This window comes from Microbacterium ureisolvens (assembly GCF_015278315.1).
GTDB classification, from domain to species: domain Bacteria; phylum Actinomycetota; class Actinomycetes; order Actinomycetales; family Microbacteriaceae; genus Microbacterium; species Microbacterium ureisolvens.
Genome location: NZ_JADIJE010000010.1, coordinates 12,369 through 36,575, shown reverse-complemented (window position 1 = coordinate 36,575; position 24,207 = coordinate 12,369). Strand labels below are relative to the sequence as shown.

Genomic DNA, 24,207 nt, shown 5'->3' with positions numbered 1-24,207 from the left:
ATCCTCGCTGAAGACCATCGCGCGGCGTCCTTGGCCGGCCGCACCGTGCCCGCGCCGTCGTCAGCCCTCGCGGGGCGGCCGAGGATTCGACGGCAGCGTGCCGCCGCCGCGGCTCTTGCCCAGCAGGGTGGCACGCGTGATGGCGCCTTTGCCGAACCGTGCGGTCGCGCCGTCGAGGGCTCCCTCGATGCTCCGCCACTCGGCATCCTCGTCCCACAGCGCCGGAGCCGACTCACCGGCAGGACGCAGCTTCTCGGCTCTGACGCCGACCAGTCGCACGGGAAGGCGTCGGTCGAGGCCGTCGAACAGCTCATGCGCGGCATCGCCGATCCGCTGACCGACCGCGGTCGGGTCGGGCAGCGTCTGCGACCGCGTGATGGTGGTGAAGTCGGCGAAGCGGATCTTGATCGAGATCGTCGACGCCTCCCAGCCGTGCCGGCGAAGTCGCGCACCCACGCGGTCGGCGAGTCGCCGCAGTTCGCTGCGGAGCACCGCGGTGTCGGCGATGTCGACGTCGAAGGTCTCCTCGTGACCCACGCTCTTCTCGATGTGCTCGGTCTCGACCGTCCGGGCGTCCGTCCCTCGCGCGAGATGCCAGACGCGCTCGCCCATCGCCGGCCCGAGCGTGCGATCGAGCACGGCGCGCGGCGTCTGCAGGATGTCGGCCACGGTACGGATGCCGCGCCCATGCAGCGCTTCGGCCGCCTTGGGTCCGACGCCCCACAGGGCGCCGACGGGCCGACCCGCAAGGAACTCTGCGGTGGCGGCTGCAGGCACGATGAGGAGCCCGTCGGGCTTGCTGATCGTCGAGGCCATCTTCGCGACATGCTTGGTCGCTGCCACGCCGACGGAACACGTCAGCCCGGTCTCGTCGAGTACGCGGGCGCGGAGCATCCGCGCGATCCGGCCAGGACTCCCCCACAGCCGACGGGCTCCGCGGACGTCGAGGAACGCCTCGTCGATCGACAGCGGCTCGACCAGCGGCGTGAAGTCGCGGAAGATCGCCATGACCTTCGCCGACTCCTCCAGGAAGCGGCCGAAGTCCGGCGACACGACGATCGCGCTCGGACACATTCGCAGTGCCTGACCGACGGGCATCGCCGAGCGCACGCCGAAACGACGTGCCTCGTACGACGCGCTCGAGACGACCCCTCTCCCCTCGGCTGCGCCGACGATGATCGGAAGCCCCTTGAGACTCGGGTCGTCCAGAACGGCGACCGACGCGTAGAACGCGTCCATGTCGACGTGGAGGATGCCGGTACCGGTGTCGTCGGCGTCGGCGGGCGACGTCAGTCGCCCGGTTCCGTCACCGCGTCCCATTGCTCGATCCTCTCAGCGATCGCCGACATCCGAGAGAGGGCGGACCCGGTGGGACCGCCCTCTCGAAGAACTGGACCGAGCGGTCCGAAGTCTCAAGCTCCGGTCGAACCCGCGCGCTCCAAGATGAGCTCGCGCACGCGCGCCGCGTCGGCTTGGCCCTTCATCGCCTTCATGACTGCCCCGATGACCGCGCCGGCTGCCTGGACCTTGCCGTCACGGATCTTCTCCAGCACATCGGGCTGGGCCGCCAGCGCGTCGTCGATCGCCGCGATCAGCGCGCCGTCGTCCGACACGACCGCGAGGCCACGTGCGTCGACGACCTCCTGCGGGGTGCCTTCACCGGCTACGACGCCCTCGAGCACCTGCCGAGCGAGCTTGTCGGTGAGCGTGCCCGCCTCGACCAGCCCCTGGAGGGCGGCCACGTCGGCCGGCGTCGCCAGCTCGGCGGGTTCGCGCCCCTGGGCGTTGGCGATGCGGGTGAGCTCGCCGGTCCACCACTTCCGGGCCGCGGCCGGAGAAGCGCCGGCGGCGATCGTCGCCTCGACCTCCGCCAGCAGACCGCCGTTCGCGACGTCCTGGAACTCAAGATCGGTGAAGCCCCAGTCCGCCTTCAGCCGGCGCCGACGCGCCGCAGGCGGCTCGGGCAGCGCTGCGCGGAGGTGCTCGATGAGCTCGAGCGAGGGCGCGACCGGCAGCAGGTCCGGCTCGGGGAAGTACCGGTAGTCGTCAGCGTCGGACTTCGGGCGGCCGGGCGACGTGGTCCCGGTGTCCTCGTGCCAGTGCCGCGTCTCCTGGATGATGGTGCCGCCGTCGGCGAGGATCGCCGCCTGCCGCTGGATCTCGTAGCGCACCGCACGTTCGACCGACCGCATCGAGTTGACGTTCTTCGTCTCGGTGCGTGTGCCGAGCTTCTCCTGGCCGCGCGGGCGCAGCGAGACGTTCGCGTCGCACCGGAGGTTGCCGCGCTCCATGCGCGCTTCCGAGATGCCGAGCGCGATGACGATGTCGCGGATCGTCGCGACGTATGCCTTCGCGATCTCGGGGGCCCGGTGCTCGGCGCCGAAGATGGGCTTGGTCACGATCTCGACGAGCGGGACGCCCGCCCGGTTGTAGTCCACGAGCGAGTACTCGGCGCCCTGGATGCGCCCCGTGGAGCCACCGACGTGCGTGAGCTTGCCGGCATCCTCTTCCATGTGCGCACGCTCGATCGGCACGCTGATGACCTCGCCGTCGGCCAGCTCGATGTCGACGGAGCCCTCGAACGCGATCGGCTCGTCGTACTGCGAGATCTGGTAGTTCTTGCCGAGGTCCGGGTAGAAGTAGTTCTTCCGCGCGAATCGGCTGGACGGTGCGATCGAGCAGCCCAGCGCGAGGCCGAGGCTGATCGAGTAGCGCACCGCTGTCTCGTTGACGACGGGCAGCGCCCCGGGCAGACCCATGTCGACGGGAGCCACGAGCGTGTTCGCCTCGGCGCCGTGGTTCGCCGAGTTGGCCGGGTTGGCCGCCGACGAGAACATCTTGGTCTCGGTGTTGAGCTCGACGTGCACCTCGAAGCCGAGCACCGGCTCGTACAGCTCCAGCGCCTTGTCGAAATCCATCAGCTTGGCCTTGGCCATCAGCGGCCACCTCCGTTCGCGCCGAGCGCCGGCGCCCTGTCGAGGAGCGCTCCGCCCCACGAGTCGACCAGCAGGGACTCCAGCGCAGCTCCGACGCGGTACAGGCGGGCATCCTCGTGAGCGGGCGCGAGGAACTGGATGCCGACAGGCAGCCCGTCCTCGGCCGCGAGGCCGGAGGGGATCGAGATGCCCGGCACGCCGGCGAGGTTGGCGGGGATGGTCGTCACATCGTTGAGGTACATCTGCAGCGGGTCGTCGATCTTCTCGCCGATCTTGAACGCCGTGGTCGGCGCCGACGGCGTCGCGATCACGTCGACCTGTGAGAACGCGTTGGAGAAGTCCTGCTGGATGAGCGTGCGCACCTTCTGCGCGGACCCGTAGTACGCGTCGTAGTAGCCGGCAGAGAGGGCGTAGGTGCCGAGGATCACGCGGCGCTTCACCTCGTCGCCGAAGCCCTTGTCGCGCGTCGCGGCCATGACGTCCTCGACGGTGCCGCCCGGCACGTCCACGCGCAGGCCGAATCGCACCGAGTCGAACTTCGCCAGGTTGCTGGATGCCTCGGCCGGGAGGATGAGGTAATACGCGGCGACTCCGTACTCGAAGTGCGGGGCGCTGATCTCGACGATCTCGGCGCCCTGCGCCTCCATGGCCGCCAGGGCCGTGCGGAACGACTCCGAGACACCGGTTTGGAAGCCGCTGTCGGGAAGCTCGCGGATCACCCCGACCTTGAGGCCCTTCAGGACGTCGCCGGTCGCGCCCTCACGGGCAGCGGCGGCGAACGAAGGCCACTCGTGCGCGAGCGAGGTCGAGTCGTGCGGGTCGTGTCCACCGATCACGTCGTGCAGCAGCCCCGCGTCCAGGACGGTTCGCGTGACGGGTCCGACCTGGTCGAGGCTCGAGGCGAGCGCGATCGCGCCGTAGCGGCTGACGCCGCCGTAGGTCGGCTTGATGCCGACCGTTCCGGTCACGTGCGCGGGCTGGCGGATCGAGCCGCCCGTGTCGGAGCCGAGGGCGAGAGGCGCTTCGAACGCGGCGACGGCCGCCGCCGAACCGCCGCCCGAGCCGCCGGGGATGCGGGTCAGGTCCCACGGGTTGCGGGTGGGCCCGTACGCGGAGTGCTCGGTCGACGAGCCCATCGCGAACTCGTCCATGTTCGTCTTGCCCAGCGGCACGAGGCCCGCCGCGCGCGAGCGCGCGACCACCGTCGCGTCGTAGGGCGACATGTATCCCTCGAGGATCTTCGAACCGCTCGTGGACGGCATGTCCGTCGTGACGAGCACGTCCTTGATCGCGAGGGGGACGCCGGCGAGCGGGCCGACCTCTTCACCGGCCGCGCGTCGGCGGTCGATGTCGGCGGCGACGTCGAGTGCGTTGCCGTTGACATGCAGGAAGGCGTGGACGTCGGCATCCACCGCGGCGATCCGGTCCAGATGCGCCTGCGTCGCCTCGACGCTGGACACCTCGCCGGCGGTCAGCTTGTCTGCGAGCGCGGCAGCGCTCAGCTTCGTGAGATCGGTCACGTCTGTCCCTTACTGCTCTTCGCCGAGGATCGCTGTCACGCGGAAGCGGCCGTCCGCGGAATCGGGCGCGTTCTGCAGCACCTGCGCGGGCGTCAGCTGGTCGCCGGCCACGTCCGAGCGGAACACGTTCTCCAGCGGGATCGGGTGGCTGGTGGCGGGAACCTCGGCGGTGGCGACCTCGGAGACCTTGGCGATGTTGTCGACGATCGCGTCGAGCTGACCGGTCAGTCGCTCGACCTCCTCGTCGCTCAGCTGGATCCGGGCGAGCACACCGAGATGGCGCACGAGATCGGGGGTGATTTCAGACACCCCGACAGTTTAGTCGGGGACCACGCACGCCCCCGGACAGCGAACGGCCGCACCTGTTCGGGCTCCCGGTGCTTCCGGCACCCCCGGCGTAGGCTGAGCGCGTGACGACCTACGACCCTCCTCGCCCTTGGATCGCCAGTTACGCCGAAGGAGTCCCTGAGGACCTGTCCCCCGTGACGGGCTCGCTCGTCGACATCGTCGATGCCTCGACCCGCGACTATCCGGATGCCGCGGCCCTGCAGTTCTTCGGACGCGAGACGTCGTACCGGTCGCTGCACGAGCAGATCGAGCGCGCCGCCGCCGGGCTGCGCGATCTCGGGGTCAAGGCGGGCGACCCCGTGGCGATCGTCCTCCCCAACTGCCCGCAGCACATCGTGGCGTTCTACGCCATCCTGCGACTGGGCGCCGTCGTCGTCGAGCACAATCCGCTGTACACACCCCGCGAGCTGCGCAAGCAGTTCGAGGACCACGGCGCGAAGCACGCGATCGTGTGGTCGAAGGTCGTGAAGACGGTGCAGGACTTCCCCGCCGACCTCGCGGTCACCGGCCTGGTCTCGGTCGACGTGGTCAAGGCGATGCCGTGGCGCATGCGGGTCGCGCTCACCCTGCCCATCGCCAAAGCGCGCGAGGCGCGCGCGGCGCTCACCGAGCGTGTCTCGGGCACGGTGCCGTGGGAGCAGGTCGTCGCATCGGCTCCTCTGCCGGCCTCGCACCCCCGCCCCGGCACGGACGACCTCGCTCTCATCCAGTACACCAGCGGCACCACCGGCGCCCCGAAGGGCGCGTCGCTGACCCACCGCAATCTGCTTTCCAACGCGGCGCAGGCGCGGGCATGGGTGCCGTCGATCGTGCGCGGGGACGGCTGCGTCGTCTACGCGGTCCTGCCGATGTTCCACGCCTACGGGCTCACGCTCTGCCTGACGTTCGCGATGTCGATGGGCGCGCGTCTGGTGCTCTTCCCGCGCTTCGACCCCGACATGGTCCTGGAGGTGACGAAGAAGCACCCGGCCACCTTCCTCCCCCTCGTGCCGCCGATCGCCGACCGTCTCCTGAAGGCCGCCCGCGAGCACGGCGTCTCGCTCGCGGGCACCGAGGTCGCGATCTCCGGCGCGATGGCACTTCCGCACGAGCTCGTGGTGCCGTTCGAGGCGGCATCCGGCGGGTTCCTCGTCGAGGGCTACGGCCTCAGCGAGTGCTCGCCGGTCCTGATGGCCAATCCTGTCGCCGACAACCGCGTGCCCGGCACCGTCGGACTGCCGCTTCCCGGCACGGAGTGCCGCGTCGTCGACCCGGACGACCCCACCCAGGACGTGCCCGCCGGAGAGCGCGGCGAGCTCGTCGTCCGCGGGCCGCAGGTGTTCAGCGGCTACTACGGCAAGCCCGAGGAGACCGAGCAGGTCTTCGCCGACGGCTGGTTCCGCACCGGCGACATCGTCACGATCGACGAGGCCGGCTTCGTACGCATCGTGGACCGCATCAAGGAGCTCATCATCACGGGCGGGTTCAACGTCGCCCCGACAGAGGTGGAGAACGCGCTGCGGCAGCACTCGCAGGTCGAGGACGCCGCGGTGGTCGGTCTGCCGAGCGAGCACTCGGGCGAGGAGGTCGTCGCGGCGATCGTCGTGGCACCAGGTGCGGAGGTCGACGTCGAGGCGATCCGGGAGTTCGCGCGCGGCATCCTGACCCCTTACAAGGTGCCCCGGCGGATCTACGTGGTCGACGAACTGCCCAAGTCGCTCATCGGCAAGGTGCTGCGCCGTCAGGTGCGGGACCGGCTCCTGGCGCTCAACGCGGGCGCCTGAGCGCTGGGCGCCTGAGCGCTCGGCGCCTGAGCGCTCTGCACCTGAGCGCTCAGGCGCCCGGGCGTGCAGCGACTGAGCGCTCAGCCCTCCAGCCCGTCGCGTGCGACCGCGACCAGGTAGGGATGCAGCGTCGCCGCGAACACACCGCCGGCGACTCCGGGGTCGGCATCCATGATCGCGCGTGCCGACGCCTCATCGTCGGCGTCGAAGATCGTGATGCCGAACGTGCCGTCGGACTCCTGCGTGCGCCCGGCGAGGATCAACGCGCCACGGTCCCGCAGGCTGACGAGATACGCGAAATGCTCGCCAACGATCCGCTGCTCCTCCTGCGTCGCGTCGACCACCATGTCGGCCCGCGTCGGGACGATGCGATACAGCCACTGCGCCATGGCGCCATCATCGCAGGCGACGACCGCCGGCGCACCGACGACGACGGATCAGCAGCCGGAACTTCCGATCACCCCGCGTCGGGGCCGGGCGCGTCCAGCGCCGCCGGGCCCTGCGTGACGAGCACGTGGAACTGAGCGGCGTCGAGGATGCGGATGCCCAGCTCTTCGGCCTTGGTCAGCTTCGAGCCGGCGCCCGGTCCGGCCGCGACGAAATCCGTCTTCTTCGACACGCTCGAGGCAGCCTTGCCGCCCGCCTGGATGATCGCCTCCTGCGCTCCCTCACGGCTGTACCCGTCGAGAGAACCGGTCGCGACGACGGTGAGCCCGTCGAGGACCCCGCCGACGGTCGCAGCGGCGCCGGGCCCGGGATGCCCCGGTGTGGCGAGCTGCGCACCCGCTGCCGCCCACCGGTCGACGATCTCGCGGTGCCAGTCGACGTCGAACCAGTCGCGGAGCGAGTCCGCGATGATGCCGCCGACTCCTTCCACGCCGGCGAGATCATCTCGCGACGCGGTCCGGATCGCCTCGACCGAGCCGAACCACTGGGCGAGCGCGCGGGCGGCCACGGGTCCGACGTGGCGGATGTTCAGGGCGACGAGATAGCGCCAGAGTTCCTTCGTCTTCGCCCGCTCGAGCTGATCGATCAGCGTGAGCGCCTGAGCCGACGGCTGCGGACCGGTCGAACCGGCCTTCTTCTCCGTCTGGCTGGGATTGCGGCGGAACGGCGCCCGCCGAACGGGCTCCCCCGTCTTGTCGTCGATGCGCGGCTCACCCGTCTCGGCGTCGCGCACGACGACCTCGATCGGCACGAGCTGCTCGAGCGTGAGCTCGAAGAGCCCGGCCTCCGTCTCGAGCGGCGGGGCCTCGGGGACGGTGGGCTGGGTGAGCGCGGCAGCGGTCACCTCGCCCAGCGCCTCGATGTCGAGCGCGCCCCGCGATCCGATGTGCTCGACCCGGCCGCGGACCTGGGCCGGGCACGCCCGCGTGTTCGGGCAGCGCAGGTCGATGTCGCCCTCCTTCGCCGGCGCGAGCGGCGAGCCGCATTCCGGGCAGTCGGCGGGCATGACGAATTCGCGCTCGGTCCCATCGCGGAGCTCGACGACGGGGCCGAGGATCTCGGGGATGACGTCACCGGCCTTGCGCAGCACGACGGTGTCGCCGATCAGGACGCCCTTGGCGCGGACGACGTCCTGGTTGTGCAGCGTCGCCTGACGTACCACCGACCCCGCCACGCGCGCGGGAGCCATCACGGCGAAGGGCGTGGCGCGACCGGTACGGCCGACCGACACCACGATGTCGAGGAGCTTCGTGTTCACCTGCTCGGGCGGGTACTTGTAGGCGATCGCCCACCGCGGCGCGCGGCTCGTCGCCCCGAGCTCGTCGTGCAGTGCGAGCTCGTCGACCTTGACCACGACGCCGTCGATCTCGTGCTCGACGTCATGACGGTGCTCGCCATAGTGCGAGACGAAGTCGAGCACGCCGTCGATGTCGTCGGCCGTGCGGAAATAGGGGCTCGTGGGAAGACCCCACTCCGCCAGCAGCTCGTACGTCTCGCTCTGGGAGTCGACCGGCGGCCGGCTCCACGCCCCGATGCCGTGGACGAAGAGCCGGAGCGAGTCCAGTCGGGCCTGCCCGGCCTCGCGCTCCAGACCGTCCTTCTTGTCGAGCTGCTGGCGGAGCCCGCCCGACGCCGCGTTGCGCGGGTTCGCGAAGGACGGGAAGCGGCGTTCGGCGCTCACGCGGGCCTTCGCCTCGTCGAACGCGCGGCTGCGCGCCCGTGTCTCTTCGACGGCACGATCGCGCATGTCGGCCTGGAGAGCGTTGAGCCGCTCGAACGCCGCGACCGGGATGAACACCTCGCCGCGGACCTCGACGAGATCGGGGTGCCCGGTGCCGGCGAGCCGCTGCGGGATGCCCGCGACCCGCACGGCGTTCACCGTGACGTCTTCTCCGGTCCGGCCGTCGCCGCGGGTCGCCGCAGAAGTGAGGACGCCGCGCTCGTACCGCAGGCTGATCGCCAGGCCATCGATCTTCAGCTCGGTGAGCCACCGCACCCTGCGACCGGCCGCACCCTCGGTCTTGACGCACCAGTCGCGCAGCTCGTCGAGGCTGAAGACGTTGTCGAGGCTCAGCATCCGCTCGGCGTGCTCGACCGGCGCGAACATCGACGTCTCGGCGGCGCCGACCGTCTGCGTGGGCGAGTCCTGGCTCTGCAGCTCGGGGTGCAGGCGCTCGAGCTCTTCGAGCCGGTGGATCCACCCGTCGTACGTCGCGTCGTCGACGAGCTCGGCGTTGCGTCCGTAGTAAGCGTCGCGGGCGTCGATGATGCGCTCCGTGAGCTCCTGCGCCTCTGCCCGGGAGGTGTCCAGACCGGCATCGGGCGGGAGCGCGGTGGCCGCGTCGAGCGGGGCGGAGGCGGGCGTACCGAGATCGTCTTCCGTCACCCGCTCAGTCTAGGAGCGGGCTCGGACAGCGCGGGGCCGATCGATGGCGCCCGCGGCGGGCCGCGGCATCCGTCCCCGTGTCTCAGGCCCCGACCGGGACCGCCGAGACGGTCCGGTCGATGGTGAACTGCCCGATGACCCTCGTGCCGTCGTAGAGCACCGCCGTCTGCCCCGGGGCCACGCCGTCGAAGGGCGTCTCGGGGACGACCGTCAGCAGCCCGCCTGCGAGCGTGGCGGTGGCGGGCACCGGCTCCGCGTGCGCGCGGATCTGCACGTGGCAGGGGAACTCCCCGGGCTGCTGCGGGCGTCCAGCCCACGAGAACCGCTCCCCCGCGATCTCGGCGGTGGCCAGCGCCTCCTTGGGACCGACCACGACGGTGTTGGACACCGGGCGCACCTCGAGCACGAAGCGCGGCTTGCCGTCGGCCGCGGGAACGCCGAGCTGCAGGCCGCGGCGCTGGCCGACGGTGAAGGCGTGTGCGCCCTCGTGCGATCCGACGACTGCGCCGGTGCGGTCGACGATGTCGCCGCGTTCGGTGCCGACCTTGTCGTTGAGCCAGCCGCGCGTGTCGCCGTCGGGGATGAAGCAGATGTCGTGGCTGTCGGGCTTGTGGGCGACGGTGAGGCCGCGCTCCTCGGCCTCGGCCCGCACGACCGCCTTCGAGGGCGTCGACCCGAGCGGGAAGTACGTGTGCGCCAGCTGCTCGGCGTTGAGGACGCCGAGCACGTAGGACTGGTCCTTGGCGGCATCCGACGCGCGGTGCAGCTCGAGCCCGTCCGGCCCGCCGACGAGGGTCGCGTAGTGTCCCGTGCACACGGCGTCGAAGCCGAGCTCCAGCGCGCGCTCAAGAAGCGCGGCGAACTTGATCTTCTCGTTGCACCGCATGCAGGGGTTCGGCGTGCGACCGGCCCGGTACTCGGCCACGAAGTCGTCGATGACGTCGTCGCGGAACCGCTCCGAGAAGTCCCACACGTAGAAGGGGATGCCGAGGCGATCGGCCGCGCGGCGCGCGTCCATCGCGTCCTCGATCGTGCAGCATCCGCGGCTGCCCGTGCGCAGCGTGCCGCCGGCGCGCGAGAGTGCGAGATGCACGCCGATGACGTCGTGCCCCGCCTCCACGGCCCGGGCGGCCGCGACGGCGGAGTCCACTCCGCCGCTCATGGCCGCAAGGATCCGCATGGCTCCAGTCTACGAAAGCCTGCCTGACGAAGACCCGGACGCGGCACGCGCCCGCTCGACCACGCCGGGCAGCTCGGCCAGGAGCGCCTCGACGTCGCTGTCCGCCGTGGTGCGCCCGAGCGTGAAGCGCAGCACCTGCCGGGCTTCGGCATCGGACCGTCCCATCGCCAGGACCACATGGGAGGGCTCCGGCACGCCGGCCTGACAGGCCGAACCCGTCGAGACGGCGATGCCGGCCATGTCGAGAAGGAACAGCAGCGTCTCGCCGGATGCGCCCGGGAACAGCACATGGGCGTTGCCGGGCACGCGGTCGACGGGATCGCCCAGCAGCTCGGCATCGGGGATGGTGTTCCGGATGCCGCGTACCAGGCGATCGCGCATCGCCCCGAGTCGCCGCGCCTCGTCTTCGCGCTCCGCTTCGGCGAGCTCCGCCGCGACGGCGAACGCCACGGCCCCCGCGACGTCCTGCGTGCCCGCCCGCAGGCGGCGCTGCTGACCGCCGCCGTGGACCAGCGCGGTGATCTCGGCGCCGCGCGCGACCACGAGGGCGCCGATGCCGACCGGACCGCCGATCTTGTGGGCCGACACGCTCATCGCCGCCAGACCTGCCCGCCCGCGTGCGGCGCCGCGCCAGCGCCGGAACGAGACGGGCACGTGCCCGAACGCCGCCACGGCGTCCAGGTGCAGCGGGACCCCCGCCTCCTCAGCCATCGCCGACAGCGACGCGGCGTCATTGACGGTTCCCGCCTCGTTGTTCGCCACGAGCGCCGTCGCGAGAGCCGCTCCCGGCAGAGCGGCGCGGAAGTCGTCGAGCCGGATGCGGGCGAGGGCATCGAGCGGGACATGCCTGACCGGAGCGCCCTGTGCCTCCAGCCACTCGACCGCATCGAGCGTCGCGTGGTGCTCACCGTCCGGCAGGACGACGGCATCCGTCTGCGGTGCGCGCGCCCACCAGAGGCCCTTCACCGCGAGGTTGACGGCCTCCGTGCCGCCGGAGGTGAGGACGATCTCGATCGGGTCCGCGTCGACCACCGCCGCAAGGCGTTCGCGCGCCTCTTCCAGCATCCGTCGCGCGTGCTGTCCCGCGCCGTGGATCGAGGAGGCGTTGCCCACGGCCCCCGCGGCGTCGATCCACGCCTCACGGGCCTCAGGGCGCAGCGGCGCCGTCGCGGCGTGATCCAGGTAGATCGGCACGGCCCCTCCTCCGCCTTGTGGTCGCACGGGCTGCGCCCGAGTGCCGGTGACCGTGGGACCCGGTCCCGTAACACTCGCGACTCGGACCATGGTTATGGTAGTCCGCATGGTCCGCCCGGAGTCCCTCGCCCCGCTCCCTGTCGCGCCCGCCCTGCTCGGTCCCGAGCTGGATGGGCTCGGGGTCGTGCTCCTCCCCGACGGCGCGCGGCTGCGGGTGTGGTCGGGCGCCGCCGAAGCCGTGGACCTGGTCGTCTTCGACGACTCCGATCTCGACTGGATCACCGCCACCGAGCCGCTCGCGCCAGTGGGCGGCGGGGTGTGGGAGCTGACCACCCCGCTCCTGCGTCCGGGCACGCGGTACGCGATCCGCGTCGACGGCCCGCACGGCCCCGGCAACACCTTCAACCACGGCACGCTCCTTCTCGAGCCCTACTCGCGCGGGCTCGACCGCACCGGCTACGACGGCTGGCGATCCGTGGTCGTGGAGGGTTACTTCGACTGGGCCGGTGTCTCGAAGCCCGCCGTGCCGCTGGATCAGACCGTCATCTACGAGGGACATCTCAAGGGCATGTCCAAGCGGCATCCGGACGTCCCGGGCGCGTTGCGCGGAACGTACGCGGGCCTGGCGCACCCGGCGATGGTCCAGCACTTCCTCAACCTCGGGATCACCAGCATCGAGCTGCTCCCGGTGCACGCGTTCACCACGGAGCCGCGGCTGCTCCAGCACGGCCTGGCCAACTACTGGGGCTACAACACGGTCAACTTCTTCACACCCCATGCGGCGTATGCCACCGAGGACGCGCGCCGGCAGGGCCCCGAGGCGGTGCTGCGCGAGTTCAAGGGCATGGTGAAGCTCCTCCACGAGGCCGGGCTCGAGGTGATCCTCGATGTCGTCTACAACCACACCTCGGAGGAGGGCATCGGCGGACCCCGCTCGAGCCTGCGGGGCATCGACAACAGGGCGTACTACCGCCAGCAGGAGGACGGCGCCTACATCGACGTCACCGGCTGCGGCAACTCGGTGAACACGTCGACGGATGCCGCGGCCCGCCTGGTGCTCGATTCGCTCCGGTATTGGGCGAACGACGTGCAGATCGACGGCTTCCGCTTCGACCTCGCCGCGACGCTCGGCCGCGACGGCGCGCACCACTTCACGCCGGAGCACCCCCTCCTCCAGGCGATCCTCGACGACCCGCAGCTCGCCGGGGTGAAGAAGATCGCGGAGCCGTGGGACGTCGGCATGGGCGGCTGGCAGACCGGCAACTTCGGCCACGGCTGGAGCGAGTGGAACGACCGCTATCGCGATCGGGTGCGCAACTTCTGGCTCAGCGATGTCGACTACGCCCGACGGGCCTCGACCTCCCCCGTCGGCATCGGCGGCTTCGCGACCCGGCTCGCCGGCTCCGCCAACACCTTCGCCGACGAGCGCGGGCCGCTGGCGGGCATCAACTTCGTGACCGCGCACGACGGCTTCACCCTGCGCGACCTCGTCTCGTACGACGTCAAGCACAATCTCGGCAACGGCGAGCAGAACCGCGACGGCGCCGACACCAACCGGTCCTTCAACCACGGCACCGAGGGGCCGACCGCCGACGAGGCGATCCTCGCGACGCGCCGCAAGGCGATGCGCAACCTCATCGGCACGCTCCTGCTGTCGGCCGGGGTGCCGATGATCACGGCGGGCGACGAGTTCGCGCGCACCCAGCGGGGCAACAACAACGCGTACTGCCACGACTCGGTGCTCACATGGCTCTCGTGGGAGCACGCGCCCTGGCAGCGCGATCTCTACGCCCACGTGCGTCACCTTCTGCGGATGCGTCGCGAGAACCCGGCGCTGCGTCCCGGCCGCTTCGCCCGGCTGGGCAAGCGCACGCCCTCGGCCTCGGTGATGGAGTGGTACGACGAGCACGGCGAGACGATGTCCGGGGAGCGCTGGGCGGACCCGGCGCACCGGACCCTGCAGTACGTCGCCGCTTCGACGCCCGAGTTCGAGAGCTCCAACCGCGTGCTGCTCATGATCCACGGCACCGAGCGCGCCACCGAGGTGACCCTGCCCGACATCGAGGGCGCGACGCGGTACGAGTCGCTGTGGTGCAGCGCCGACGAGAGGCCGGACGACACGCGCGGGAGCTTCGCCCCCGGCGACATGGTGTCCCTGCCGGGCACGTCGATGCACCTGTTCCGCGTCGAGTAGACCGACGCCGACGCTCCGGCGGACGCGCCCTGTCAAGCGGCTGTCATACGTCCCGGGCGCGCGATAGGTTCGAAGCGTGGTCACGACGACGCGCTCTCCGCGCACCCGCCCGTGGCGGAGCGCCTCGGCTCTCCCCGTCCGCGATATCCCTGCCTGGCAGGCCGAGCGAGACACGGCGGCGCGGCGCGTCCCGCTTGCCAAGCCGTCACCCGCTGTGCCGTGGGGCGATTACCGCCCGAAGGCGTTCGAAGGCGAGGTGGTCCCGTTCCGGGTGACCGCGTTCCGCGAGGGGCACGACCGGATCGGCGTGCAGCTGCGTCTGTTCTCCCCCTCCGGCGACGAGTCGCTGCACCGCCTCGACCCGCTCGAGGACGGGTTCGATCGCTGGGAGGCCCAGGTCGCGTTGCTCGAGCAGGGGATCTGGCGTTTCCGCTTCGAGTCGTTCGGCGACGAGTTCGCCACGTGGGAGCACGCCGCCTCGCTCAAGATCGCGGCGGGGGTGGATGCCCCGCTCATGCGCGAGATCGGCGCACAGCTGTTCGAGCGGGCCGGTGCCGAGAAGGGCCGCCCCGCGGCCGAGCGCCGGTCGCTCGCGGCGGCTGCGGCATCCCTCCGCGATGCCGGCCTCGACGACGCCGCGACGCTCGCCATCGTCGAGGACCCGGCCATCGCGGCGTTCTTCCGGCATCGGCCGGTGATGGCGCTCGCGACCGTCGGAGACGACCTCGAACTGCTCGTGGAGCGCGAGCGGGCGGGCGTCGGTGCCTGGTACGAGTTCTTCCCCCGTTCGGAGGGCGCGCGGCGCCTCAAGGACGGCACCGTCAAGAGCGGCACCTTCCGCACCGCGGCCAAGCGCCTGGGCGCGGTCGCCGAGATGGGGTTCGACGTGCTCTATCTGCCGCCGATCCATCCCATCGGAACGCTCAACCGCAAGGGACCGAACAACACCCTCGATGCGGGCCCGGGCGATCCCGGATCGCCGTGGGCGATCGGATCCGCCGAGGGCGGCCACGACGCCGTCCACCCCGACCTCGGCACACTGGCCGATTTCCGCTCGTTCGTGCGCGCCGCCGGGCGGGAGGGCATCGAGATCGCCCTCGATCTCGCTCTGCAGGCGGCCCCCGACCACCCCTGGGTCGCCGCGCACCCGGAGTGGTTCACGACGCTGCCCGACGGCTCGATCGCGTACGCCGAGAACCCGCCGAAGAAATACCAGGACATCTACCCGGTGAACTTCGACAACGATCCCGTCGGCATCCGCGAGGAGGTGCTGCGGGTCGTGCGCCACTGGGTCGCGCAGGGTGTCCGCATCTTCCGGGTCGACAATCCGCACACGAAGCCGCTGCAGTTCTGGGAATGGCTGATCGCCACGATCAACGCCGAGAATCCTGACGTGGTCTTCCTCGCGGAGGCGTTCACCCGCCCGGCGCCGCTGCAGAGCCTCGCGGCGGCCGGCTTCCAGCAGAGCTACACGTACTTCACCTGGCGCAACACGAAGGCCGAGCTCGAGGAGTTCCTGTCGTCCCTCGCCCACGAGACGGCGGACTTCCTCCGTCCGAACCTCTTCGTCAACACGCCCGACATCCTTACCGAGTACCTGCAGTACGGCGGGCGGGCGGCCTATCGGATCCGCGCCGCCATCGCGGCGACCGCCGCTCCGACCTACGGGGTGTACGCCGGCTACGAGCACTACGAGAACGTCGCCCGACCGGGCTCGGAAGAGAACATCGACAACGAGAAGTACGAGTACAAGCTCCGCGACTGGGCGGGAACCATCGAGCGCGGCGACTCGCTGGCACCTTTCCTCGGTCGCCTCAACGAGATCCGGCGGGCGCATCCGGCGCTGCGCCAGCTGCGCAACCTCAGCATCCACTGGAGCGACGACGACGCGATCCTCGTGTACGCCAAGCACCTGGACGCCGGGCTCTCCCCGGACGGCCGCAGCGACACGATCATCGTCGTGGTCAACACCGATCCGCATTCGGTGCGCCAGACGATGGTCCACCTCGACACCCGCGTGTGGGGCGTCGAGCCCGGAGAGGCCTACGAGGTCGAGGACCTCGTCACGGGCGCCCGGTGGACCTGGTCGGATCACAACTACGTGATGCTCGACGCATTCACCCAGCCGGTCCACATCCTCCACGTGAAGGAGCCCGCATGACCCCCGCCGACCAGATCCTCGACGCCGTCGCCGCGGGCACGCACCACGACCCCCACGCGGTGCTCGGCCTCCACCCCGACACGGATGCCGAAGGCACCGGCACGTGGACCGTGCGTGCACGTCGACCTCTCGCGCGCAGCGTGACGGCCGTCTTCGCCGACGGCATGCGCGTTCCTCTTGAGCACGTCCGTGCGGGGATCTGGGAGGGCACGCGCGTCGGCGCGCTGACGTCGTACGAGCTGGCGACCACCTACCCGGAGGGACCCGACTACGTCGCCGACGACCCGTACCGCCACTCTCCGACCATCGGCGAGCTCGATCTGCACCTCATCGGCGAGGGCCGTCATGAGGAGCTGTGGCGCGTCCTCGGAGCGCACGAGCGCGAGCACGGCGGCTCCCTCGGCACGGCATTCACCGTCTGGGCGCCCAACGCCCGCGCGGTGCGCGTCCTCGGGGACTTCAACGGCTGGGACGGTCAAGGCCACGCCATGCGCTCGATGGGCTCCAGCGGCGTCTGGGAGCTGTTCATCCCGGGCATCGGCGAGGGCGCGACGTACAAGTTCGAACTCCGTGGGCGCAACGGCGCCTGGGTCGTCAAAGCCGACCCGATGGCGCGATTCGCCGAGGTGCCCCCGGCGACCGCCTCTCGCGTCGTGGGCTCCTCCTACTCCTGGGGCGACGGCGCCTGGCTCGCGGCGCGCGCGAAGTCGACGCCGGTGTCGCAGCCGATGTCGATCTACGAGCTGCACCTCGGCTCGTGGCGGCAGGGGCTGTCGTACCGCGATGCCGCCGACCAGCTCATCGACTACGTCGGCGGGCAGGGGTTCACTCACGTGGAGTTCCTCCCCCTGGCCGAGCACCCGTTCGGCGGGTCGTGGGGCTACCAGGTCACGGGCTACTACGCGCCCACCAGCCGCTTCGGGCACCCCGACGATCTGCGCTATCTCATCGACCGTCTGCATCAGGCCGGCATCGGCGTGATCATGGACTGGGTACCCGGCCACTTCCCGAAGGACGCGTTCGCCCTCGCCCGCTTCGACGGCGAGCCGCTCTACGAGCACCCGGACCCTCGCCGCGGCGAGCACCGCGACTGGGGCACCTACATCTTCGATTACGGCCGCAACGAGGTGCGCAACTTCCTCGTCGCCAACGCGCTGTACTGGTTCGAGGAGTTCCACGTGGACGGCCTGCGGGTCGACGCGGTGGCCTCGATGCTGTACTTGGACTACTCGCGCAACGAGGGCGAGTGGGCGCCGAACGTGCACGGCGGCCGCGAGAACCTGGAGGCGATCCGGTTCCTGCAGGAGGTCAACGCCACGGCGTACAAGCGCTATCCCGGCATCGCCATGATCGCCGAGGAATCGACCAGCTTCCCCGGGGTCACGGCGCCGACCGACCACGCCGGATTGGGGTTCGGGTTCAAGTGGAACATGGGCTGGATGAACGACTCGCTCCAGTACATCAAGCGCGACCCGATCTACCGCTCGCACCACGAGGGCGAGCTCTCGTTCTCGTTCGTGTACGCGTTCAGCGAGAACTACGTGCTGCCCATCAGCCACGACGAGGTCGTGCACGGCAAGGGCAGCCTCTTCGGCAGGATGCCCGGCGACCACTGGCAGCAGCTGGCCAACATGCGCGCCTTCCTGGCCTACATGTGGGGTCACCCGGGCAAGCAGCTGCTGTTCATGGGCCAGGAGTTCGGGCAGCTGTCCGAATGGTCCGAGGGCCGTTCGCTGGACTGGTGGCTGCTCGACCAGCCCACGCACGCCCAGCTGCAGCAATTCGTCGGCACTCTCAACCGCATCTACCGCGACGAATCCGCGCTGTGGTCGCGCGACAGCGACGGCGCCGCCTTCACCCGGCTCGGTGCCCCGAAGTGGAACCCCAACGTGGTGGCGTTCGCGCGACGCGACTGGCACGGCAACACCGTCGTGGTCGTCGCGAACTTCTCGGGCGGCCCGATCACCGGCTACGAGCTCGACCTACCCGACGCCGGCGTCTGGGACGAGATCCTCAACACCGACGCGCAGTCCTTCGGCGGCTCGGGAGTCGGCAATCTCGGGGTCGTCCACGCCGGAGCCGGAGGGCGGGCGTCGATGGTGCTGCCGCCGTTGGGCGTGCTGTGGCTGCGCCACCGCACGGGCGCGCACATCCCCTCGCCGACTCAGGGCTGATCGGCGGGGGGCGTTGCGCCCCCGCCGATCAGAAGAGCAGCGAAGCCAGGCGACCGCGCGCCGCGATCACCCGCGAGTCGGCGTCGCCGACGAGCGCGAACAGCTCGAGCAGTCGCTCGCGCACCGGCGTGCGCTCGTCCGAGGGCAGCTGCGCGAACAGGTCGAGCAGACGGCCGAAAGCGTCGTCGACGTGCCCGCCGGCGAGATCGAGATCGGCGACGGTGAGCTGCGCGGCGACGTCGGTGGGAGCGGATGCCGCAGCCGACCGTGCGGCCTGCAGATCGACACCCTGCACGCGGTCCAGCAGCCGGACCTGTCCGAGACCGGCACGGGCCTCGGCGTCACGGGGATTCTCGGCAAGGGCCTTCTCGTAGGCGGCGATCGCGCGGGGGTAGTCGCCCTCCTCGATCGCCTCGAACGCCTCGGCATGCAGCGGCGGAAGCGGAGGCTCGGCGGCATCCTCCGCCGCGGCATCCGCCTGTCCGTCCGTCGACACGGTGCCGGTCACGCCGTTCTGCGCCGCGAGCTGCAGCAGCTGTGCGAACACGTCGCGCACCTGCTGTTCGGGAACGGCGCCGGTGAACATCGGCACGGGCTGCCCCCCGACCAGCGCCACGACCATCGGGATCGACTGGGCGCGGAAGGCCTGCGAGAGCTGCGGGTTGGCGTCGACATCGACCTTGGCCAGCACGACACGGCCGCCGAGCTCGATCACGACCTTCTCGAGGACGGGGCTCAGCTGCTTGCACGGCCCGCACCACTCCGCCCAGAGGTCGACGACCACCGGGACGGTGCGCGAGAGCTCGAGCACCTGGGGGAAGGTCTCGTCGGTGACGTCGAGCACGAGCGACGGGACGACCACGTCGCCGCCCTGGGCTATCTCCTCACCCGGCGCGGCGGGCGCAGGACGATTGCGGAGAGCGGACAGGTCGACGGCGCCGCGCAGCGAGGCGCCCAGAGTGGGATCGGTCACTACAGAATCTTCGCATCGAGGATGTCGGATGAGTAACCGAGCAGGCGGATCTTCTCGTTCGAGCCTCCGTTGGGCACGTAGAAGAAGACCTGATCGCTGTATGTCGTCGCGAAGCCGCTCGGCGACTGGTCGGTGCCCGTGATCGCCTTCACGGTCTGGTTGTCAGGAAGCCGGATCACGGCATCCGGCGTCGTCGGGGTGACGTTCTCGACCTCGTTGATGTTCACCGCGACGATCGCGCCGCTCTCCAGCGTCTGGAGTGCGAACGGCAGCTGCGTGCCGGGTCCGGACGTGAACTCGAACTTGCCGGTGGATGCGCCCGTCTGGTTGAACTCGTCGAGCCGGCGCTGGCGGTCGGCGGCGATCGCCACCCGCAGCTGGTCGCCCTCGGCCTCGAAGAGGTCGTACGACTCGCTGTCCTCGCCGTTGTTGATGACGTCGGCGTACGCGGCAGCCACCTGGTCAGGCGGCAGCAGCAGGAACGGCGAATCGGGCTCCACCTGCGCGGCGCCGATGTACGCGGGCGCGAGATCGGGCAGCGTCGTCGAGGCCTCGAGGCTCGCGATGTACGAGAGCTTGTAGTCCGACCAGGCATCCTGCTGAGTCATCAGCATGATGCTCGAGGTCTTCGACTCGTCGTCGTCCGCCACGGCGATGACCGAGCGCGGCCAGTCGTCGTACGCCTGCGGGAGGATGATCTCGAGGGGCTTGGCGAGGATCGGTGCGGGCACCGCGTAGTCGGCGATCGCCGCACGGAGCTTGTAGTTCGTGTCGCGCGCAGCCAGCGCAGCGCCCTCGAGCCGCGTCTCGGCGAGATCGCCGTCCATGGCGGCATCGGCGTCGGCGACCGTGGTGGCGATCCGGGTGAGGATCCGCTCGGCCTGGGCTTTCGTGACGGCGGGCGCCTGCTGCCCTTCCGGCGCGATCACCGTGGCGGTCGGGGTCGGCGTGGGCGTGGGCGCGAGCTGCGGCCACGCGTCGGCGGAGCACCCCGAGAACAGCAGCGCCGACACGGCGACGACGGGGACCACGGCGAACGCACGGCGCCCGCTCGATACGGCGCGTCGCGTGGGGGCCGCCGAGGCGCTGATGACGCCCTTGTCGTCGTCGCCGTCGATCGCGATGTCGATGGGCTCGGTCACCGGGAGGGGCAGGCCCTTGCGTCGCGGGCCGCGCTTGCGGCGGGCGTGACGGATGCCGAGGATGTAGAGGAACACGCCGACGGCCATGATGATGCCGCCGCCGACGATCAGCGGGCCGGCCCACGGGGTGGAGGTCTGCAGGGGCCACGTCACCGTTACCTGGCTCGGTGCGGGTGCGGTCCCATCGGCCGCCACGAGAACGCTCATCTCCTCGGGGAGCTGCAGCGGCGCGATCAGGAGGTCGGTCTGCTGATACTCGTCGAGCCACAGATCCGAGCCCACCGGGCTGCGGCCGGGTGCCTCGGCCGCGGTGCCGTCGGCGGGGGCCTCCTGCGCGGTGTCGCCTTCGGCGGCCGCGTCGTCGGCGGCCGCGTCGTCGGCGGCCGCGTCGTCGGCGGCCGCGTCCTCGGCGGTGCCTTCGGGCTCGACGACGGTCGTCTCGAGACCGCCCTGGTCGTCGAGCGTCACCCGGGTGTAGGTGGCGTCGGAGAGCCACGCCTGCATGTCGGCGGTGCGGCCGTAGGACGCGAAGATCTCACCCTCCGCCTGAGCGCGGAGAGTCTGAGTGCCCGGCATCTGGTTGAGCACGGCTCCGTCGATCAGGAGATACGGCGTGTCCTCCTCGACCGAGATCGCCGTGGTCTCGGTCCGGGGTCCTTGGAAGATCGTCCGCTGGGCGATGCCCGCCCCGATCATCACAGTGGCGAGCACGAACGCCGCCACGGCCCACACGAAACGCACGAAGAACACCTTTCCCGGGCGCGCGCGCAGGGCGCAACCCTTCGATTCGACATTTCAGACTAGCGAACTCGACCTGAAAGGCGCGTGGGAGGTGCCATTCCACAGGCTGAGCGGCCGTCGTGCGTATTCTGGGCGAACACGCATCGACGCCTCGTCGGTGGAAGGGGGAATCGATGAAGCTGCACAACCCGTTCCGCACAGCGCTCCTCGCGACGCTGGGGGTGGGCCTCGGGCTGCTGCTCATCGGGAGCATCCAGAACCTGCAGACGATCCTGCTCTACGTCGGCACCGCGCTCTTCCTCTCGCTGGGCCTGGACCCGATCGTCGCTTGGCTCGAACGTCGCAAGCTCCCCCGGTGGGCGGCCGTGCTCATCACGATCCTGGGCGTCCTCGCCGCATTCGCCGGCATCGTCCTGATGGTCGTGCCGATCATCGTGCAGCAGATCGGTCAGCTGGTGTCCGCTATCGAGGGTCTGGCAGAGGACGGGATGTTCGACGACCCGGTCGGGGCGATCCAGAGCTGGCTCAAGGACGTCTTCCCTGCGCTCAACGTCGACGAGGTGTGGGGCTACATCGAGGACTGGTACGCATCGCTGGACGTCGGGGCCATCGGCTCGGAGGTCGGGGGAAGCATCATCGCGATCATCGGCGCGCTGGTGGCCGGGTTCGCCGGCGCCTTCATCGTGCTGATCCTCACGATCTACTTCACCGCCTCCACGCCGAACCTCAAGCGCGCGGTCTACCAGCTGGTCCCCGCGTCCAAGCGGGCCCGGTTCATGGACCTCGGTGAGCAGATCACCGACTCCGTCGGCTATTACGTCATCGGCCAGGTGACCCTCGGCGTCATCAACGGCGTGCTGAGTGCGATCTTCCTCTCGATCATCGGCGCACCCTTCCCGGCCGTCCTCGCCGTCATCGCCTTCTTCTTCTCGCTGATCCCGCTCGTGGGCACGCTCACGGGCTCGGCGATCATCGTGCTCCTCTGCCTCATCGTGGGCTCGCCGACGACGGCGCTCATCGCCGCGATCTACTACCTGATCTACATGCAGATCGAGGCCTACGTGATCTCGCCCCGCATCATGGGTCGCGCGGTCTCGGTGCCCGGAGCCGTCGTCGTCATCGCCGCGCTCGCGGGCGGTTCGCTGCTCGGACTCCTGGGTGCGCTCGTGGCGATCCCTGTCGCCGCCAGCATCCTCATCATCTACCGCCAGGTCGTGATCCCCCGCCAGAACGAGAGGTGACCGCTCATCCCTCCTCGGGGACCGGCCCGTCCCACTCGACGGGCAGCGGCAGAGCGTCGGGGTTCACCGCGGCGACGATCTCGGTGAGCACGCGGCGGGTCTGGTTCTCCCCCACCCACAGGTGCTTTCCTCCCTCGACCGGGATGAGCACGGCGTCGGGCACGCTCGCGAAACGCTGGGCTGCGGCATCCGGTCGCAGGTAGTCGTCGAACTCGGGAACCAGCACGATCAGCTGACGCTCGTCGCCCGCCCACGCCGCGACCTCGGCGTCGGTCGCCCGGTGAAGAGGCGGGGACAGCAGCACGGCGCCTTCGACCGCGTGGTCGCGCCCGTACTTGAGGACGAGCTCGGTGCCGAACGACCATCCCACGAACCACGGCCGCGGCAGCCCGCGCGCGCGAACGAACTCCATCGCCGCGGCGACGTCGAAGGCCTCCGCCCGCCCGCCGTCGAACGCGCCCTCGCTGGTGCCGCGCGGCGACGTCGTGCCTCGGGTGTTGAAGCGCAGCACCGCGAGGTCGGCGAGGGCCGGAAGGCGGGCGGCCGCCTTGCGCAGGATGTGCGAATCCATGAAGCCGCCCGCCGTCGGCAGCGGGTGCAGCGTCACGAGGGTCGCAGCGGGCTCGCCGTGCTCGGGAAGCGCCAGCTCCCCCACCAGCGTCAGGCCGTCGAGGGTCTCGAGCTCGATGTCCTCTCGACGCGCGGGAAGCAGCATCGGGCCTCGGATCTCCATGTCAAGCCACCTTCCAGCAGTGCTGATGCCAATGCCGGCGGGCGGCGAGGTCCGCGGCGTCGCCGAGGACGCCATCGGCGCGCCAGGCCACGAGATGCGCGACGCCGATGTCGATCTGGCCGCCGCAGCCGGGGCAGGTGTACGGCTTCTGCGCCTGGGCGGCGGAGACGGGCTGCACGGTCCAGACGACCCCGCGCCGCACCTCCGTGCGCTTCCAGCCGGCGAGGAGGCGCTCGAACGAGTCATCGCCGCTGGAGTCCGGTCTGCGGCGGTTGGAACGCGGCACGGCTCAGTACCAGCCCGTGCGCTGCGAGTGGTCCCACGCCCCGCACGGCGTGCCGTAGCGCCCGCCGATGTACCCGAGGCCCCACGTGATCTGGGTCGCCGGATTCGTCTCCCAGTCGGCGCCTGCCGTCGCCATCTTGCTTCCCGGCAGCGCCTGCGGGATGCCATAGGCGCCGCTGCCGGCGTTGTACGCGTTCACGCGCCAGCCGGACTCCTTCTTCCACAGCGCGACGAGGCACGCGAACTGGTCGTCGCCCCACCCGCGCGCGAGCACCATGTCGTAGGCGATCGCCTGCGCGGTGCCGGGATCGGGCGTCACGAACGGCGGTCGCCAGCCGCCGGAGGAAGACGACGAGGACGCGGCCGGGGTGGGCGTGGGAGTCGGCTTCGGCTTGACGTAGACGGAGTACGTGCCCCGGTCGAGGGCGGCAGGCTCGGCCACCGGCGCGTCTTCGTCACCGGCGCGCGACTGGACGTCGTCGAGAGAGCTGGCGTACAGCGACACCGCGCCCTCCTCGGCACTGACCTGTGCCAGCGCGAGGCCCGTCGGGCCGATGTACGCCGCTGCGAATCCGAGCACGGCGAAGGCGGCGAAGGCGCCCACCACACCGCGTCGGCGGGACCATCGGGCTGCCGGCCGCGGCGCGGCTGCGGAGGAGGTCCGCGCCGTGGACTGAGTCGGTGCCTGGGCCGTCGCCACAGCCCGCGATGCCCGCGTCGACATCTCGTGACGACGGGCGCGCCGGGTCGGGTGCAGCTCGTTTCCAGAAGTCACAGTGTCCCGATTCT

The 24,207-nt window shown here is 70.7% G+C and carries 18 protein-coding genes; 5 read left to right on the top strand and 13 right to left on the bottom strand.

The features are described 5' to 3' along the window. Nucleotides 1-60: 60 nt before the first annotated feature. The 4 genes from dinB to gatC all read right to left on the bottom strand — a co-directional run bounded on the left by dinB (nt 61) and on the right by gatC (nt 4,765). A complete protein-coding gene (gene dinB / locus IM767_RS15045; protein WP_109211147.1) occupies nt 61-1,320 on the bottom strand; it encodes a DNA polymerase IV in 1,260 nt (419 codons plus the stop codon). A gap of 92 nt (nt 1,321-1,412) precedes the next feature. Then, nucleotides 1,413-2,936 (bottom strand): Asp-tRNA(Asn)/Glu-tRNA(Gln) amidotransferase subunit GatB, encoded by a 1,524-nt coding sequence (gatB, locus tag IM767_RS15040; RefSeq protein ID WP_109211146.1) that lies wholly within the window; start codon nt 2,934-2,936, stop codon nt 1,413-1,415. Further along, complete coding sequence (gene gatA / locus IM767_RS15035; protein ID WP_109211145.1) at nt 2,936-4,456, bottom strand: Asp-tRNA(Asn)/Glu-tRNA(Gln) amidotransferase subunit GatA; 1,521 nt, start codon at nt 4,454-4,456, stop codon at nt 2,936-2,938. Before gatA ends, gatB begins: the two co-directional genes overlap by 1 nt. Before the next feature lie 9 nt (nt 4,457-4,465). Further along, the gene (gatC, locus tag IM767_RS15030; protein WP_109211144.1) at nt 4,466-4,765 is read right to left on the bottom strand and encodes an Asp-tRNA(Asn)/Glu-tRNA(Gln) amidotransferase subunit GatC; all 300 of its coding nucleotides are present in this window, start codon (nt 4,763-4,765) and stop codon (nt 4,466-4,468) included. 101 nt (nt 4,766-4,866) lie between these two features. On the opposite strand from gatC, the gene IM767_RS15025 reads away from it, so the two are divergent. Further along, the gene (locus tag IM767_RS15025) at nt 4,867-6,567 is read left to right on the top strand and encodes a long-chain-fatty-acid--CoA ligase (protein ID WP_109211143.1); all 1,701 of its coding nucleotides are present in this window, start codon (nt 4,867-4,869) and stop codon (nt 6,565-6,567) included. Between the two features lie 80 nt (nt 6,568-6,647). On the opposite strand, the gene IM767_RS15020 is transcribed toward IM767_RS15025, so the two are convergent. The 4 genes from IM767_RS15020 to IM767_RS15005 form a co-directional block, all read right to left on the bottom strand. Beyond that, nucleotides 6,648-6,956: a YciI family protein gene (locus tag IM767_RS15020; protein ID WP_109211142.1), complete on the bottom strand. Its 309-nt coding sequence runs from the start codon at nt 6,954-6,956 to the stop codon at nt 6,648-6,650. Nucleotides 6,957-7,024: 68 nt separating this feature from the next. Beyond that, nucleotides 7,025-9,325 (bottom strand): NAD-dependent DNA ligase LigA, encoded by a 2,301-nt coding sequence (gene ligA / locus IM767_RS15015; protein ID WP_109211270.1) that lies wholly within the window; start codon nt 9,323-9,325, stop codon nt 7,025-7,027. Between the two features lie 157 nt (nt 9,326-9,482). Further along, entirely contained in the window at nt 9,483-10,580 is a 1,098-nt protein-coding gene (gene mnmA / locus IM767_RS15010; protein WP_109211141.1) for a tRNA 2-thiouridine(34) synthase MnmA, read from the bottom strand. Nucleotides 10,581-10,589: 9 nt separating this feature from the next. Continuing rightward, nucleotides 10,590-11,774, bottom strand: a complete 1,185-nt coding sequence (locus IM767_RS15005) for a cysteine desulfurase family protein (RefSeq protein WP_109211140.1) — start codon at nt 11,772-11,774, stop codon at nt 10,590-10,592. Nucleotides 11,775-11,880: 106 nt separating this feature from the next. Here IM767_RS15005 and glgX point away from each other — a divergent pair, with 106 nt between their 5' ends. From glgX to glgB, 3 genes are all read left to right on the top strand, one after another. After that, nucleotides 11,881-13,968 carry a glycogen debranching protein GlgX gene (glgX, locus tag IM767_RS15000; RefSeq protein WP_109211139.1) on the top strand — a complete coding sequence of 696 codons (2,088 nt, stop codon included), beginning with the start codon at nt 11,881-11,883 and terminating at the stop codon, nt 13,966-13,968. Between the two features lie 76 nt (nt 13,969-14,044). Further along, entirely contained in the window at nt 14,045-16,129 is a 2,085-nt protein-coding gene (locus IM767_RS14995; RefSeq protein WP_109211138.1) for a maltotransferase domain-containing protein, read from the top strand. Next, on the top strand, nt 16,126-18,303 hold the full coding sequence (gene glgB, locus IM767_RS14990) for a 1,4-alpha-glucan branching protein GlgB (RefSeq protein WP_109211137.1): 2,178 nt from the start codon (nt 16,126-16,128) through the stop codon (nt 18,301-18,303). The genes IM767_RS14995 and glgB overlap by 4 nt, the downstream gene beginning before the upstream one ends. 28 nt (nt 18,304-18,331) lie before the next feature. Here the strand turns inward: glgB and IM767_RS14985 are convergent, their stop codons facing one another. Continuing rightward, nucleotides 18,332-19,276 carry a tetratricopeptide repeat protein gene (locus IM767_RS14985; protein ID WP_109211136.1) on the bottom strand — a complete coding sequence of 315 codons (945 nt, stop codon included), beginning with the start codon at nt 19,274-19,276 and terminating at the stop codon, nt 18,332-18,334. Next, nucleotides 19,276-21,159, bottom strand: coding sequence for a DUF8094 domain-containing protein (locus tag IM767_RS14980; RefSeq protein ID WP_162564328.1), 1,884 nt, complete (start codon nt 21,157-21,159; stop codon nt 19,276-19,278). Before IM767_RS14980 ends, IM767_RS14985 begins: the two co-directional genes overlap by 1 nt. 173 nt (nt 21,160-21,332) lie before the next feature. On the opposite strand from IM767_RS14980, the gene IM767_RS14975 reads away from it, so the two are divergent. Beyond that, nucleotides 21,333-22,400: an AI-2E family transporter gene (locus IM767_RS14975; RefSeq protein WP_109211134.1), complete on the top strand. Its 1,068-nt coding sequence runs from the start codon at nt 21,333-21,335 to the stop codon at nt 22,398-22,400. Between the two features lie 4 nt (nt 22,401-22,404). Here the strand turns inward: IM767_RS14975 and IM767_RS14970 are convergent, their stop codons facing one another. The 3 genes from IM767_RS14970 to IM767_RS14960 are packed head-to-tail and all read right to left on the bottom strand — an operon-like array spanning nt 22,405 to nt 24,022. Continuing rightward, nucleotides 22,405-23,133 carry an alpha/beta hydrolase gene (locus IM767_RS14970; protein WP_109211133.1) on the bottom strand — a complete coding sequence of 243 codons (729 nt, stop codon included), beginning with the start codon at nt 23,131-23,133 and terminating at the stop codon, nt 22,405-22,407. 1 nt (nt 23,134) lies between these two features. Next, nucleotides 23,135-23,419, bottom strand: coding sequence for a hypothetical protein (locus tag IM767_RS14965; RefSeq protein WP_109211132.1), 285 nt, complete (start codon nt 23,417-23,419; stop codon nt 23,135-23,137). A 3-nt stretch (nt 23,420-23,422) separates the two neighbouring features. Continuing rightward, a complete protein-coding gene (locus IM767_RS14960) occupies nt 23,423-24,022 on the bottom strand; it encodes an aggregation-promoting factor C-terminal-like domain-containing protein (protein ID WP_109211131.1) in 600 nt (199 codons plus the stop codon). Nucleotides 24,023-24,207 lie beyond the last annotated feature (185 nt).

Coding starts and splice junctions, on each gene's coding strand:
- IM767_RS14975 (WP_109211134.1), top strand. CDS start 21,333: ATGAAGCTGCACAACCCGTTCCGCACAGCGCTCCTCGCGACGCTGGGG.
- dinB (WP_109211147.1), bottom strand. CDS start 1,320: ATGGGACGCGGTGACGGAACCGGGCGACTGACGTCGCCCGCCGACGCC.
- gatB (WP_109211146.1), bottom strand. CDS start 2,936: ATGGCCAAGGCCAAGCTGATGGATTTCGACAAGGCGCTGGAGCTGTAC.
- glgB (WP_109211137.1), top strand. CDS start 16,126: ATGACCCCCGCCGACCAGATCCTCGACGCCGTCGCCGCGGGCACGCAC.
- glgX (WP_109211139.1), top strand. CDS start 11,881: ATGGTCCGCCCGGAGTCCCTCGCCCCGCTCCCTGTCGCGCCCGCCCTG.
- IM767_RS14970 (WP_109211133.1), bottom strand. CDS start 23,133: ATGGAGATCCGAGGCCCGATGCTGCTTCCCGCGCGTCGAGAGGACATC.
- mnmA (WP_109211141.1), bottom strand. CDS start 10,580: ATGCGGATCCTTGCGGCCATGAGCGGCGGAGTGGACTCCGCCGTCGCG.
- IM767_RS15020 (WP_109211142.1), bottom strand. CDS start 6,956: ATGGCGCAGTGGCTGTATCGCATCGTCCCGACGCGGGCCGACATGGTG.